The organism is Hydrogenophaga palleronii NBRC 102513 (genome assembly GCF_001571225.1).
In the GTDB taxonomy this organism is placed as follows: Bacteria; Pseudomonadota; Gammaproteobacteria; order Burkholderiales; family Burkholderiaceae_C; genus Hydrogenophaga; species Hydrogenophaga palleronii.
Map to the genome: position 1 here is coordinate 15,505 of NZ_BCTJ01000003.1, position 14,155 is coordinate 29,659.

Sequence of the window (14,155 nt, forward strand, 5' to 3'; positions counted from 1 at the left end):
CAGCTGCGGCCCGGCCAAGCCGGTTCCGCGCTGTGCCTTGACAGGCCACTCCTCTCTGACGTTTCCAACAGGACCATGACCACCGACCGCAACCAGCAACTCTTCGACCGCGCCAAGGCCCTCATACCCGGTGGCGTGAACTCCCCCGTGCGCGCGTTCCGCGCCGTCGGCGGCACGCCGCGTTTCGTGCAGCGCGCGCAAGGTGCGTATTTCTGGGACGCCAACGGCCAGCGCTACATCGACTACATCGGCTCCTGGGGACCGATGATCCTCGGCCATGGCCACCCCGCGGTGGTCGAGGCGGTGCAGCAGGCGGTGCTGGAAGGTTTCTCCTACGGCGCGCCGACCGAGCGCGAGGTGGAACTGGCAGAGGCCATCGTCGAGCTGATGCCCAGCATCGACATGGTGCGCCTGGTGAGTTCGGGCACCGAGGCCGGCATGAGCACGATCCGGCTCGCGCGTGGTGCGACCGGCCGCAAGAAGATCATCAAGTTCGAAGGCTGCTACCACGGCCACGCCGATGCGTTGCTGGTGAAAGCCGGCTCTGGCCTGGCCACCTTCGGCAACCCGACCAGCTCGGGCGTGCCACCCGAGGTGGTGCAGCACACCCTCGTGCTCGAGTACAACAACATCGAGCAGCTGGAAGCCGCCTTCACCGAGCACGGTGCCGACGTCGCCTGCCTGATCATCGAGCCGATCGCGGGCAACATGAACTTCGTGCGCGCCAGCGTGCCCTTCATGAAGCGCTGCCGTGAGCTGTGCACGCAGCACGGTGCCCTGCTCGCGTTCGACGAGGTGATGACGGGTTTCCGCGTCGCGCTCGGTGGCGCGCAGAGCGTCTACGCCAAGCTCATTCCCGGTTTCGAGCCCGACATGACGGTGATGGGCAAGGTGATCGGTGGCGGCATGCCGCTGGCGGCCTTCGGCGCCAAGCGCGCGGTGATGGAACAGCTCGCGCCGCTGGGCGGCGTGTACCAGGCCGGCACGCTGTCGGGCAACCCGGTGGCCACGGCCTGCGGCCTGGCAACTCTGAAAGAGATCCGCAAGCCCGGCTTCTACGAACAGCTCGGCGCGCGCACGCGCTCGCTGGTCGAGGGCCTCAAGGGCGCTGCGGCGGCTGAAGGCGTGGCGCTGAGCGGCGACAGCGAAGGCGGCATGTTCGGCTTCTTCCTGTTCGACGAACTGCCGCAGAACTACGCCAAGGTGATGACCACCGACGGCCCGCGCTTCAACACCCTGTTCCACGGCCTGCTGGACCGTGGCGTGTACATCGCGCCGGCCCTGTACGAAGCCGGCTTCGTGAGCGCGGCGCACACCGAGCAGGACGTTGCGGACACGGTGGCGGCGGCGCGTGAGGTGTTCAAACAACTCGGCCGCTGAACGCGCACGTAACAACAAAAAAAAGGCCGGTGGATCACCGGCCTTTTTTCATGGCGTTGCACCGCGCGTTCAGTGCCTGAAGTGGCGCACGCCGGTGGTGACCATCACCACACCACGTTCGTCTGCCGCGTCGATCACTTCCTGGTCGCGCATCGAGCCACCGGGCTGGATCACGCAGGTCGCACCGGCGTCCACCACCACGTCCAGGCCGTCACGGAACGGGAAGAAGGCGTCGCTCGCCACGGCCGTGCCTTGCAGCGTGAGCTTGGCGTGGCCAGCCTTGATGCTGGCGATGCGTGCCGAATCCAGACGGCTCATCTGGCCCGCGCCCACGCCCATGGTCATACCGTCCTTGCAGAAGACGATGGCGTTGGACTTCACGAACTTCGCCACCTTCCAGGCGAACAGCAGGTCTTCGATCTGTTGTTCGGTGGGCTGCAGCTTGCTCACGACCTTGAGGTCGGCGCGCTGCAGCACATGGTTGTCGGCGCTCTGGATCAGCAGGCCCGAGCCGACGCGCTTCACGTCGCTCAGGTTCAGGCCCTGGTCCCAGGCGGTCGGGCCGCCGGGCGGCAGCGCGATTTCGAGCACGCGCACATTGGCCTTGGCCTTGAAGACTTCCAGCGCTTCGGGCGTGTAGCCGGGCGCCATCAGCACCTCGACGAACTGTTTGCTGATCGCCTGCGCCGCCGCGCCATCGAGCACGCGGTTGAGCGCGATGATGCCGCCGAAGGCGCTGGTCGGGTCGGTCTGGAAAGCCTTGCTGTAAGCCTCCAGCGCATCCTTGCCGACGGCCACGCCGCAGGGGTTGGCGTGTTTCACGATCACGCAGGCCGGCGTGTCGAAGCTCTTGACGCATTCCCACGCGGCGTCCGCATCGGCGATGTTGTTGTAGCTCAGCTCCTTGCCCTGCAGCTGTTTCGCCGTGACCAGCGAGCCGGGCGCGGGGTGCAGGTCGCGGTAGAAGGCGGCGCTCTGGTGCGGGTTCTCGCCGTAGCGCAGGTCTTGCAGCTTGACGAAGCGGCCGTTGCTCTGCGCCGGGTAGGCGCTGCGCTGCGGCACGCTGGCGGTTTCGTCGAATTCGATCGCCGACAGGTAGTCGCTGATGGCGGCGTCGTAGTTGCTGATGCGGTTGAAGGCGGCGACCGACAGCGCGAAGCGCGTCTTCAGGCTGAGCTTGCCGCTGGCCTTGAGCTCGTCGATCACGGCCGGGTATTGCGCGGCATCGGTGAGCACCGCCACATCTTTCCAGTTTTTCGCGGCGCTGCGCACCATGGCCGGGCCGCCGATGTCGATGTTCTCGATCGCGTCGTCCAGCGTGCAACCGGCCTTGGCCACCGTGGCCTCGAACGGGTAGAGGTTGACGATGAGCAGGTCGATGGTATCGATGCCATGCGTCTTGAGTGCGGCCATGTGCTCGGGCAGGTCACGCCGCGCCAGCAGGCCGCCATGCACCTTGGGGTGCAGCGTCTTCACGCGGCCGTCCAGCATCTCGGGGAAACCGGTGACTTCGGCCACCTCGGTCACCGGCAGGCCCTTGTCGGCCAGCAGCTTGGCGGTGCCGCCGGTGGAGATCAGGGCCACACCGAGGCCGTGCAGGGCCTGGGCGAGTTCAACGATGCCGGTCTTGTCGGAAACGGAGATGAGTGCGCGCATGGGGAGGTACTTCAGGAGGTTTTGAATCGGTTGTTCATGGCATCGGCGCGCGGCCCGCACCGCACGACGGGGTGCAGGCCAGGAACACGGCGGAACCGGCTTCGCCGGGCCGCAGGTGTTGCCCCCTTGAGGGGGTCGCGCGCAGCGCGGCGGGGGTGTTCACTTCAATCAATCAGCTTGTGTTCGAGCAACTTCTTGCGCAGCGTGTTGCGGTTCAGGCCCAGCCATTGCGCCGCGCGCGACTGGTTGTGCTGCGCCTGCGCCATCACCACTTCAAGCAGCGGTTTCTCGACCGCCTTGACGAGCATGTCGTGCAGGTTGGCCGGGTCGGTGCCGCTGAGGTCCTGGAAGAACTCTTCCATGCTGGCACGTACGCATTCGTGCAATTTGTTCTGTTTCATGCGGCCAGCTTCCAGTTGTCGCTCGAGAGGGTCGTTGTTGTTGTGGGGGTGTCGTAGGTCCACGTGTCCAGGCTCTCGCTGACGCAGCGCAGCTGGTCTTCCACCGTGGTGGTGGTGTTGACGCGAGAGCGGAACAGCGCCGCTGCGCCGGGCGGCAGCGGCAGCGACTGCGCGTACCAGCCCAGGTGCTTGCGCGCGCTGCGCACACCGGTGGCTTCGCCGTACAGGTCGTAGTGGTCGTGCAGGTGGTCGAGCAACCAGACGCGCACGTCCGCCAGCGAGGGCGGCGGCAGGTGCTCGCCGGTGGCGAGAAAGTGGGCGATCTCGCGGAAGATCCAGGGCCGGCCCTGCGCGGCGCGGCCGATCATGATGGCGTCGGCACCAGTGCGGCGCAGCACCTCGCGCGCCTGCTCCGGGCTGTGGATGTCGCCGTTGGCCACCACCGGAATGCGCACGCGGCTCTTGATGTGGGCCACGGTGTCGTGTTCGGCCTGGCCCTTGTAACCCTGTTCGCGCGTGCGACCGTGCACGGTGAGCATCTGCACGCCGGCGGCTTCAGCGGCCAGTGCCAGGGTGGGCGCGTTGCGCGCGCTGGCGCACCAGCCGGTGCGCATCTTGAGCGTGACCGGCACGCCGTGCGGTTCGCAGGCGGTCACCACGGCCTGCACGATCTCGATGGCCAGAGCCTCGTCCTGCATCAGGGCGGAGCCGGCCCATTTGTTGCAGACCTTCTTGGCCGGGCAGCCCATGTTGATGTCGATGATCTGCGCGCCGCGGTCGATGTTGTAGCGCGCGGCGTCGGCCATCATCTGCGCGTCGGTGCCGGCAATCTGCACCGAGATCGGCGCGGCCTCGCCCTCGTGGTTGGCGCGGCGCGAGCTCTTCAGGCTGTCCTGCAGGTCGGGGCGCGAGGTCACCATCTCGCTGACCGCATAGCCCGCACCCAGCCGCTTGCAGAGCTTGCGGAACGGCCGGTCCGTCACACCCGCCATGGGCGCGACAAACAGGGAATTGGGCAGGGTGAAGGCCCCGAGTTGCATGGCGGTGGGAGAATCGGTGTCGGACGGAGGGACTGCAGCAGACCCGAATGGCTCGGGCTGGAGGAAAGGGATTGTATCTGCCTGTTTTTTCAGCAGGCAAGATGACTCCCTTCTTTTTGTTCTTTTTGTATCTCCACGTCATTCCCCCTCAACCCACCGGTGCCTGGCACCGCGCTCCTCATCCCGCATGCCCGACTGGCTCAACCACCTGATGCAAATGCTCGCCTTGCCCGAATTCGGGTTGAGCACGGTGTTCCTGGTGTCCTTCCTGTCGGCCACGCTGCTGCCCCTGGGTTCGGAGCCGGCGGTGTTCGGCCTGATCAAACTCAACCCGGCCCTGTTCTGGCCCACCATCCTCGTGGCCACCGCGGGCAACACCCTGGGTGGTGCGGTGAGCTGGCTGATGGGCCTGGGCACGCACAAGGCGGTGGACCGCGCGCGCGGCAGCCATGTGGACGTGCGTGCGCTGCGCTGGCTGGAACGCTTCGGCCCCAAGGCCTGTCTGCTCTCGTGGTTGCCGGTGGTGGGCGACCCGCTGTGCGCCGTGGCCGGCTGGTTGAAGTTTCCGTTCTGGCCCTGCCTCATGTACATGGCGATCGGCAAGTTCGCCCGCTACCTCGTGATGACGGCCACGCTGCTGTGGTTCTTCCCCGGCGCCCTGCACCCATGAGCGCTGCCCGCAGCCCGCGCCTGCCGCAAGCCCTCTGGGCCTTGATGGTGGGCAACTTCGTGATCGGCACCGGCGTGATGGTGGTGCCCGGCACGCTCAACGATCTGAGCCAGTCGCTTGGCGTGTCGATCCCGCAGGCCGGCCAGTTGATCACCGCCGCCGCCATCCTGATGGGCGTGGGCGCACCGGTCTTCGCCGGCCTGGTGGCGGGCTGGGATCGGCGGCGCCTGCTCACGCTCTCGATGATCTGGTACGGCGTGCTCATGGTGGCCTGCGCGCTGGCGCCCAACTACGGCGCCTTGCTGCCGCTGCGCGTGCTCGCCGTCATCTCGCCCGCGGTGTTCACCCCGCAGGCCGCCGCCAGCGTGGGCCTGCTCGTGGGGCCGGCGCAGCGCGGGCGCGCCATCACCTTCATCTTCCTGGGCTGGTCGGTGGCCTCGGTCATGGGCATGCCGCTGTCGGCGTGGATCAGTGGCGAGATGGGCTGGCGCTGGGCCTTCGGGCTGGTGGCCTTGATGTCCTTCGTCAGCGGTGCATGGGTGTGGCGGGCAATGCCTGACGGGATCAAGCCGGCGGCGCTGTCGCGCGAATCCTGGGGGCGCACGGTGGGATCGGCGGCGCTCATGTCCGCCGTGGCGGTGACGCTGCTGTCGGCCTTCGGGCAGTTCACGCTGTTCTCGTACTTCGCGCCCTACTTCGCGCAGACGCTGGGCGCCGGGGGCGCCGCGCTCTCGCTGATGTTCCTGTGGTTCGGCGTGTTCGGCCTGGCGGGCAACGTGGTGGTCACGCGCTCCATCGACCGCATCGGTGCGCCGAACGCGGTGTTCATCACCCTCGGGCTCATGGTGCTGTGCCTGCTGCTCTGGCCCCTGGGTCGCCACGGTTTCTGGGCCCAGGCGCTGGTGTTGATTCCGTGGGCGCTGGGCTGCTTCTCGAGTAACTCGGCGCAACAGGCGCGGCTGGTGCAGATATCGCCCGAACTGGCCTCGGCCACCGTGGCCTTGAACACCTCGGCCATGTACGGCGGGCAGGCGCTTGGCGCGGCGCTGGGCGGCGTGATGATTGCCCAGGGCCGCATGCTGGACCTGCACCAGGTCGGCCTGGTGGTGATGGTGCTGGCAATGGCCCTGAGCGTGTGGGCCGCGCGGCTTCAGAAACGTTCGTAGGGCAGCAGGTAACGCCACTCGCCCACCGGCAAGCCGGCCAGCGAGATGCGGCCCAGCCGCAGGCGGCGCAAGCCGCTGAGCTGCAGGCCGGCACGTTCGCACAGGTGGGCCACCTGTCCGGGCTGGTTGCCCTTGATGGCCAGGCGCAGGCGCAGCTCGCTCTGCCAACTGGCGCGCGCCGAGGGCACGGCCCAGCCATCAAAAAACAGCGCCTTGCCGAGCGACTTCAGCACCGCATCGCGCCGGGCCTCGTCTTCCAGTTCGGGATCGGCCGCCACGTCGGCCAGCCATTCGTGCTCCAGCTGGCCGGCGTCGTCGGTCATCTTGCGCGCCACGCTGGGGTTCTGCGTGAACACCATCAGCCCGCTGGCCTTGTTGCCCAACGGGGACACCGGCAGCAGCTTGTGCAGGTGCGCCTTGAGCGGGCGCACGCCGGAGCGGTCACCCTTGAAGCGGTTGCTCTGGGTGAACCACTTGGCGGCCAGTGCGTCGGGCAGCAGCGGCTCGTCGGGCAGCACGCGGGTGGCGGGCTTGTGCCAGATCAGCGTCATCGACGCCAGCGGCTCCAGCTTGGCCCTGGGGTCGAGTTGCACGGACTGGTCGTCGCGCACCCGCTCCATGGGTTCTTCCACCACCAAGCCATCCACCCGCACCCAGCCCCCGGCGATGTAGTTCTCGGCATCGCTGCGCGAGCACGGCAACTGGGCCGCCAGGCGTTTGGCCAGGCGCTGGGGTTCGGCGTTGGATTGCGGGGACATGGGTGAACTGAACAAAGGATTCTTGCAACGGAGGGCACGGAGGCTACCACCTTCACAAACAGGTGCCGCCTCGGGTGCACGTCTTCGTGCACCCGGCCATCACCGCCGGGCCCACCTCACTCGGCCGCAGCAGCGATGCCGTTGACCGATACGGACACCCGCTCGGCGGAGAGCGTGCGCTGTCCCAGCGCCACGGTGGTCACCGTGGCGGCCACCGCGATCACCGAGATCCAGAAGCCGTTCTGCGTGCCGAAGTGGTCCACCACCCAGCCGGTGGCAAAAGCCCCCAGTGCCATGCCGATGCCAATGCCTGTCATCACCCACGTCACGCCCTCGGTCAACATCGACTCGGGCACCAGGCGCTCGACCAGGCCGAAGGCGGTGATGAAGGTCGGTGAAATGGCCACGCCGCTGAGGAACACTGCGGCAGCCAGCAAAGCCACCGAGGAGCCCGCCACCAGCAGCGGCAAGGTCGTGACCGCCAGCACACTGACCGCCACCAGCAGTTGTCGCTGCAGCGGCACTTTGAGGTGCAGCGCGCCGAGCACCAGGCCCACCACGAAGGAGCCGACGGCGTAAACGCCGATCACGAAACTGGCCGCGCCCGGCTGCCCCAGTTCTTTGGTGATGGCGATCGCGCTGACCTCGGCGGTGGCGAACACCATGCCGACAAACACCAGAGCCAGCGTGATCACCTGTACCGCCGGCAGGCGAATGGCCGAGCCCTTTGGCCCGTTGGCATCGCGCGGGCGCACGCGGGGTTCGGTCTTGCGCTGCAACAGGAAAGCCGCGCTGCCCATCGCGAGAAAAAGGGTCGAGACCAGCACACCGGCTTCGGGAAACAGCGAAGCGGCCAGCCCCACCGAGAGCGATGCGCCCGCGATATAGATCAGCTCGTCTGCGGCCGACTCGAAAGCAAACGCGGTGTTGAGTTCGGGCCGGTCGCGGAACAACTCGACCCAGCGGGCACGCACCAGCGCCGAGAGGCTGGGCATGGTGGCGGCGCCGGCCGCGGCCGCAAAGAGCGTCCAGCTCGGCCAGCGCTGGCTGGCCGACAGCATGAGCAGCACAAACGCCACCACCGACAACACGGTGGCCGGTGCGGCCACCCGCGGCTGGCCAAAACGGTCGACCAGGCGGGAAATCTGCGGCGCGAGAAAGGCGTTGGTGAGCGCATAAGTGGCCGCCACGGCGCCGGCCAGCCAGTACGCGCCCAAGGTCTGCGACAGCATGGCGACGATGCCGATGGGCGCCATGGCAAATGGCAGGCGACCGAAAAACGCCGCGGCAGAAAACCCCTTGGCACCGGGCTCCCTGAAGATTCTGGAATAGGGGTTCGACATGGGAAGGTCCTTGTTTCGGCTGTGTCGCGTTAACATACGCGGCGTATGCATCGTATTGACATACGGCGCGTACGTCAATTCACATACGCCTCGTATGGACAAAGGAGCCCGAACAATGCGCAAACCCCGCAAGGACATGGTGGTCGAGACGCGAGCCAAGCTCATCGCGGCCGCACGTCTCGCCTTTGGCACGGTCGGTTATGCGGCCGCGCCCATGGACGGGTTCACCGCTGGCGTGGGCCTGACGCGCGGCGCCCTGTACCACCACTTCGGCGACAAGAAGGGTTTGCTGGAAGCGGTGGTCGACGAGATCGACACCGAGATGTGCAACCGCCTGCAGGCGATTTCGGCCCGTGCCAGCAGCCCCTGGCAGGCCGTGATGGACGAGTGGGTGGCCTACATCGAGATGGCCCTGGAGCCGGAGATCCAGCGCATCATGTTCCGCGATGGACCGGCGGTGCTCGGGGACCTGTCGCTCAGACCCAGCGCGCAGCACTGCCTCGAAGCCCTGACCGACAGCCTGGCCAAGCTCAAGGCCGACGGTTCGCTGATCGACGCCGAACCGGCCGCGCTGGCGCGCCTGATCAATGGCGCCAGCAGCCACGCCGCAGCGTGGATTGCCAGCTCGGCCGATCCCGAAGAAACCTCGAAGCAGGCGGTGGCGAGTTTTCGCCTGCTGCTCACCGGCCTGTTGCGCCCACCGCCCAGCACCTGATGCGGGCGGCGCGGGGCGCAGGCCGGCACTTCAGCTGCTGAACAGGAAGTTCATCACGTCGCCGTCCTTGACGACGTATTCCTTGCCTTCGGCGCGCATCTTGCCTGCGTCCTTCGCGCCCTGTTCGCCCTTGAACGTGATGAAGTCGTCGAAAGCGATGGTCTGGGCGCGGATGTAGCCCTTCTCGAAGTCGGTGTGGATCACGCCGGCCGCTTGCGGGCCGGTGTCGCCGACGCGGATGGTCCAGGCGCGCACTTCCTTCACACCGGCAGTGAAGTAGGTCTGCAGGCCGAGCAGCTGGTAAGCCGCGCGGATCAGGCGGTTCAGGCCGGGCTCTTCCTGGCCGAGTTCCTTGAGGAATTCGAGCCGGTCGGCGTCGTCCATCTCCGACAGTTCGGCTTCGATCTTGGCGCAGATGGCCACCACCGGCGCGTTTTGTTTGGCGGCAAATTCCTTCAGGCGATCGAGCAGCGGGTTGTTCTCGAAACCGTCTTCCGACACGTTGGCGACGAACATCGCGGGCTTGGCGGTGATCAGGAAAAACTGCTTCAGCTGCGCCTGTTCTTCCTTGCTGAAGTCGATGGTGCGCACCGGCTGCGTGTCGTTCAGCGCGGCCTGGCATTTCTCCAGAATCGCCACCTGCTTGATCGACTCCTTGTCGCCCGAGCGCGCGGTCTTGCTCACGCGGTGCAGCGCCTTTTCCACGGCGGCGAGGTCGGCCAGGCAGAGCTCGGTCTGGATCACTTCGATGTCGGCAATCGGGTCGACCTTGTTGGCGACGTGGATCACGTTGTCGTCTTCAAAGCAGCGCACGACGTTGACGATGGCGTCGGTCTCGCGGATGTGGGCCAGGAACTTGTTGCCCAGGCCTTCACCCGTGCTCGCGCCCGCCACCAGGCCGGCGATGTCCACGAACTCCACGATGGCCGGCACGATGCGCTCGGGCGTGATGATCTCGGCCAACTGCGCCAGACGCGGATCGGGCACCTCCACCACGCCGGTGTTGGGCTCGATGGTGCAGAACGGGTAGTTCTCGGCCGCGATGCCGGCCTTGGTCAGCGCGTTGAAAAGGGTGGACTTGCCGACGTTGGGCAGGCCCACGATGCCGCATTGGAGGCTCATGGAAGTTCCTTATGAATCAACCCCTTTTGCACCATCGAGCCCAACACCGGCGTGGTGGAGGTGCCCGATTTGCGCGTGGCGTGCGCAGCCGGCGATCAGAGCGAACCGGGTGTCGGCAAGTCTGTTTTCTGAGGATGTTGTCCTCGTTTTTCCAAGGGGAAACTGCTGCCGATTGTACCGACTGGTGAAGTGCCACCGCTGCACGAGACAACGGTAAACACGGACGTCCGGCGCTGCCCGCTTTTAACAACTACCGCAATGTGTGTAGTCCCCGCCCAAAGGCGAGCCATTCGGTATCGACTAGGCTTGCCAGAACAGCTTCCGTTGAATCTCCACGCTGACGCCCCTCCTTCCGGAGACAAACCCAGAACATACGAGCGCAGTCCTTTACGGTCGCCAAACTAGGCCAAATAAACAGTCATCCGTGATGGTTTGAAATGCGTCGCTGAACAGGGAAGCCATCAGAACGCCTAAGTGAACAGACCCCGAGATGAAGCCGGGGTCCTTCCATTACAATAACCTTGGCGACAGAGTAAATCTTGAGACGGAAAATGATTCTAAAATTTGCAACTCCAATCATTGTGATATTTACAACAGGATGCACAACCACTGCACCCATACCGACGACCACAAAGATCGTCGAAAAGCCGCCTATCAATACCAACCAAACGGAAGAGCTAGGCAATACGCTAATTGAGTACTTTATTTCAAGCAGCCAAGCGAGCATAAGAGTTCTCGAGCAATGGGGCATTAGCAGCAAGAAGAAAAACCTTGCCCCCCAAACACTACGCCCGATAGGCACGGGCGAAAGAGTTTCTCTGTTTTACATTGATGAAACGCCACCTGACACACCTAACGTTTTTAAAAAGGTTTGCTATGATCCGGCAGATAGCATTTTCTTCATTCCAAACGGCTTCGGAGCTTGCGACAGCATCGGCAAAGCCGTACTCAACTCCGGGCCTGTGAAAGTTGCACCTGAAGACTACATAGACATACGGCTGCCTCAATTCAGACAAGAGCTAATTTATAACGGAAAAGTCGGAAACAACGTTAAATTCCTATATAGAGAACTGACCTCTGGATATATGCGCGCGCCATTCACGCAAGAGATTCAATACGACCTCTCGGAGGGAAGTGTTATTGGTTTTAAGGGCGCGAGATTAGAAATAATTTCCTCAACGAACAGGTCCATCGAATACAGAGTGCTTAATTCTTTCAAAAAATGATTTTGACTAGACCGTTGCGTGGAAGCAGGTGAGGCCCATGACATGCCGGTTGTTGTGATCAGTGAATCTCTGCTCCGTCGCAGCACTGCGGCTGACGGGCGTATCCTGCGCGACCGCATGCTCTGCGGCTTCTGCGTCCGCATGAACGCGCGCAAGCGCACCTTCAGGATCGCCACGAGCGTCGCGGGTAAGCAGTTCCGCATGAATCTGGGGTACTGGCCTCTCATGAGCGTCGAGGAGGCCCGCGTCCGGGCCATGCAGGTGCTGGCGCAGCGCCGGCGAGGCGAGCGCCCTGCCCGGCCTGTGGCGCCCCAAGTGCTCCCCACGCTGCGCACGGTCATGGCGGACTACTGCGAGGCCAACCGGTCGATGATGTCCAACCTGCTAGGACCGCTTCCTTAAAAATTCCGCAACCCTCTGAGGTTACGCGGCCCACTTTCTGCCTCGAATCGCATACTCGACCGCCAGGTCATAGACGTTGTCGCACTTCTGTTTGAACGTCGTGCGGTCATAGCTATCGGGCAGGTCTGCATCCAGCACGCGCTCGATCTCTGCCCGCACCTGCTTCTGCGTCTGCGCGCTCTGATGCCAGTTCTGGATCATCACCTTGGGCTGTTCTTCCACCAGGCGCTTCAGCAAGTGCTTCGCCGCCAGCTTCACGCGCTGGGTCTCGTCCTGGGTCAGTGACTCTTTCTTGAGCAGATCGAATAGCTCTAGCTCATCTTCCGTCAGGCCCTCTCGGATGTGGCGTTCGGCCTCTTCCTTCAACTCCTGGGCGTAGGCGGTCAGCTCGTCGTAGTAGTTCTCGGTAGACGTGGCTCCGGAGTTGTAGGTGTCGATCACCTTCTGCAGCCGCTGGATGAAGTCCGTTCGTGTGCTGTTCTGAGCCAGCATCTCGGCCAGCTTGCGTTGCAGGAAAGCCTGCAGGTCGGCAATCTCGATGTTCTTGAACGGCGCCTGCTTGAACTCCTCGCGCAGCTTCTCGACGTTGACCTTGCTCAGGTCCCAGGCCTTGCCGCGCTGCACGATCTTGTACTGCGCCTCGAACTCCTTGGCAGAGAAGGCCTCGGCGTTGTCCACCACCACGCTGGCATCCAACAGCGCCTCGATGCGCTGCACCGCACTGTCGATGTCGGCCTGCTCGACGATGCTGTCCATCACGCCGCGCAGGTACTGGAAGGCCGACACCACGCGGCCCAGCTTGCGGTCCAGCACTTCCGGTTTGCAAGCCTCATAGAGCGAGGAGATGGTGTTTTCGTACACATTGAAGGACTTGCGCTGCTCGTCGCTGCCCGAAGACCGCGTGGCGCGTGGCGCGTGTGGCCAGCGATCACGACGCACCGGGTACCGCAGGCCCGGCCCGGCGGCTGGCGGGCCGGGGATGGGGGCAGACCGGAGGATCCGGCCTGCGAGGTGGTTTCAGCGCCCCAGGTCCTTGGCACTCACCCCGGCGATGCCCCAGTTCTCTTTCGGCACGTCCTGAATCCAGACGCGCACGTTGGCCACCGGCGCGTCGGTGGCCTCCACCAGCGCCTGCGTGACCTTCTCGATCACCGCCCGTTTCTGTGCTTCGGTGCGGCCTTCGAGCATGTAGATCTGAGCGAATGGCATCGTCCGCTCCTCAGGCGGCCGCGCGGGCCGACAGCAGGCCGCGTTCGCGGGCCATCGTGAGCGCGGTGTCTTCGATCATGTCTTCCTGGCCACCGACCATGCCGCGCCGGCCGAGTTCGACCAGCAGGTCGCGCGCGGGCACGCCGTACTTCTTCTCGGCGCGCTTGGCGAACAGCAGGAAGCTGCCGTACACGCCCGCATAACCCAGGGTCAGCGCGTCGCGGTCGATGCGGATGGGGAAATCCATCAGCGGCACCACGATGTCGTCGGCCACGTCCTGGATCTTCCAGACGTCGACGCCGGTTTCGATGCCCATGCGGTCGCACACCGCCACCAGCACTTCCATCGGCGTGTTGCCCGCGCCGGCGCCCAGCCCAGCCGAGGCGGCATCGACACGGGTGGCACCGGCCTCGATGGCCGCGATGCTGTTGGCCACGCCCATGGCCAGGTTGTGGTGACCGTGAAAGCCCAGCTCGGTCTCGGGCTTGAGCGCATCGCGCACGGCGCGCAGGCGCGCCTTCACATCTTCCGGCAGCATGTAGCCCGCCGAATCGGTGATGTAGACGCAGTTCGCGCCATAGCCTTCCATCAGCTTCGCCTGCGTGACGAGGCCTTCGGGCGTGTTCATGTGCGCCATCATCAGAAAGCCCACCGTGTCCATGCCGAGCTTGCGCGCGGCCACGATGTGCTGCTCGGACACATCCCCCTCGGTGCAGTGCGTGGCGACGCGGATGGTGTTCACACCCAGTTCGTGCGCCATCTTCAGATGGTCCACGGTGCCGATGCCGGGCAGCAGCAGCGCCGACACCTTGGCCTGCTTCATCAGCGGGATCACGGTGGAGAGGTATTCCTCGTCGGTGTGGGCCGGGAAACCGTAGTTGACCGAGCTGCCGCCCAGGCCGTCGCCATGGGTGACTTCGATCAGCGGCACGCCCGCGGCGTCCAGGCCGCAGGCCACGGCCTTCATCTGGTCGAGCGACATCTGGTGCCGCTTGGGGTGCATGCCGTCGCGCAGCGTCATGTCGTGCAGCGTGACTTGCCTTCCCTGCAATGTGCTTTTCATGTCG

The 14,155-nt window shown here is 65.0% G+C and carries 15 protein-coding genes; 6 read left to right on the top strand and 9 right to left on the bottom strand.

The features are described from left to right. Positions 1 to 75: 75 nt before the first annotated feature. A complete protein-coding gene (gene hemL / locus HPA01S_RS03605) occupies positions 76 to 1,380 on the top strand; it encodes a glutamate-1-semialdehyde 2,1-aminomutase (RefSeq protein ID WP_066266804.1) in 1,305 nt (434 codons plus the stop codon). Between the two features lie 69 nt (positions 1,381 to 1,449). On the opposite strand, the gene purH is transcribed toward hemL, so the two are convergent. The 3 genes from purH to dusB all read right to left on the bottom strand — a co-directional run bounded on the left by purH (position 1,450) and on the right by dusB (position 4,477). Continuing rightward, positions 1,450 to 3,036, bottom strand: coding sequence for a bifunctional phosphoribosylaminoimidazolecarboxamide formyltransferase/IMP cyclohydrolase (gene purH, locus HPA01S_RS03610; protein WP_066266809.1), 1,587 nt, complete (start codon positions 3,034 to 3,036; stop codon positions 1,450 to 1,452). A 164-nt stretch (positions 3,037 to 3,200) separates the two neighbouring features. After that, positions 3,201 to 3,437, bottom strand: a complete 237-nt coding sequence (locus HPA01S_RS03615; RefSeq protein ID WP_066266811.1) for a helix-turn-helix domain-containing protein — start codon at positions 3,435 to 3,437, stop codon at positions 3,201 to 3,203. Next, entirely contained in the window at positions 3,434 to 4,477 is a 1,044-nt protein-coding gene (gene dusB / locus HPA01S_RS03620; RefSeq protein ID WP_084360442.1) for a tRNA dihydrouridine synthase DusB, read from the bottom strand. Before dusB ends, HPA01S_RS03615 begins: the two co-directional genes overlap by 4 nt. A gap of 187 nt (positions 4,478 to 4,664) precedes the next feature. On the opposite strand from dusB, the gene HPA01S_RS03625 reads away from it, so the two are divergent. Continuing rightward, complete coding sequence (locus HPA01S_RS03625) at positions 4,665 to 5,147, top strand: YqaA family protein (RefSeq protein WP_066266812.1); 483 nt, start codon at positions 4,665 to 4,667, stop codon at positions 5,145 to 5,147. Next, entirely contained in the window at positions 5,144 to 6,313 is a 1,170-nt protein-coding gene (locus HPA01S_RS03630; RefSeq protein ID WP_066266814.1) for an MFS transporter, read from the top strand. The genes HPA01S_RS03625 and HPA01S_RS03630 overlap by 4 nt, the downstream gene beginning before the upstream one ends. Here the strand turns inward: HPA01S_RS03630 and HPA01S_RS03635 are convergent. Together HPA01S_RS03635 and HPA01S_RS03640 are read right to left on the bottom strand one after the other, a co-directional pair. Continuing rightward, entirely contained in the window at positions 6,298 to 7,071 is a 774-nt protein-coding gene (locus tag HPA01S_RS03635) for an RNA pseudouridine synthase (RefSeq protein WP_066266816.1), read from the bottom strand. The genes HPA01S_RS03630 and HPA01S_RS03635 overlap by 16 nt on opposite strands. Before the next feature lie 116 nt (positions 7,072 to 7,187). After that, complete coding sequence (locus HPA01S_RS03640) at positions 7,188 to 8,414, bottom strand: MFS transporter (protein WP_066266818.1); 1,227 nt, start codon at positions 8,412 to 8,414, stop codon at positions 7,188 to 7,190. Between the two features lie 115 nt (positions 8,415 to 8,529). Here HPA01S_RS03640 and HPA01S_RS03645 point away from each other — a divergent pair, with 115 nt between their 5' ends. Next, positions 8,530 to 9,129, top strand: a complete 600-nt coding sequence (locus HPA01S_RS03645; RefSeq protein ID WP_066266820.1) for a TetR/AcrR family transcriptional regulator — start codon at positions 8,530 to 8,532, stop codon at positions 9,127 to 9,129. Positions 9,130 to 9,159: 30 nt separating this feature from the next. Here the strand turns inward: HPA01S_RS03645 and ychF are convergent, their stop codons facing one another. Further along, positions 9,160 to 10,251: a redox-regulated ATPase YchF gene (gene ychF / locus HPA01S_RS03650; protein ID WP_066266822.1), complete on the bottom strand. Its 1,092-nt coding sequence runs from the start codon at positions 10,249 to 10,251 to the stop codon at positions 9,160 to 9,162. 551 nt (positions 10,252 to 10,802) lie between these two features. On the opposite strand from ychF, the gene HPA01S_RS22980 reads away from it, so the two are divergent. Beyond that, positions 10,803 to 11,477 carry a hypothetical protein gene (locus HPA01S_RS22980; RefSeq protein WP_157084893.1) on the top strand — a complete coding sequence of 225 codons (675 nt, stop codon included), beginning with the start codon at positions 10,803 to 10,805 and terminating at the stop codon, positions 11,475 to 11,477. A 42-nt stretch (positions 11,478 to 11,519) separates the two neighbouring features. Beyond that, positions 11,520 to 11,879, top strand: coding sequence for an Arm DNA-binding domain-containing protein (locus tag HPA01S_RS03655; protein ID WP_066266824.1), 360 nt, complete (start codon positions 11,520 to 11,522; stop codon positions 11,877 to 11,879). A gap of 21 nt (positions 11,880 to 11,900) precedes the next feature. Here the strand turns inward: HPA01S_RS03655 and HPA01S_RS03660 are convergent, their stop codons facing one another. The 3 genes from HPA01S_RS03660 to dmpG all read right to left on the bottom strand — a co-directional run bounded on the left by HPA01S_RS03660 (position 11,901) and on the right by dmpG (position 14,151). Then, on the bottom strand, positions 11,901 to 12,818 hold the full coding sequence (locus HPA01S_RS03660; protein WP_218005321.1) for a type I restriction enzyme endonuclease domain-containing protein: 918 nt from the start codon (positions 12,816 to 12,818) through the stop codon (positions 11,901 to 11,903). A gap of 78 nt (positions 12,819 to 12,896) precedes the next feature. Next, entirely contained in the window at positions 12,897 to 13,088 is a 192-nt protein-coding gene (gene thmT / locus HPA01S_RS03665; RefSeq protein ID WP_066266828.1) for a 2-hydroxymuconate tautomerase, read from the bottom strand. A gap of 10 nt (positions 13,089 to 13,098) precedes the next feature. Further along, a complete protein-coding gene (gene dmpG, locus HPA01S_RS03670; RefSeq protein ID WP_066266831.1) occupies positions 13,099 to 14,151 on the bottom strand; it encodes a 4-hydroxy-2-oxovalerate aldolase in 1,053 nt (350 codons plus the stop codon). Between the last annotated feature and the right edge of the window lie 4 nt (positions 14,152 to 14,155).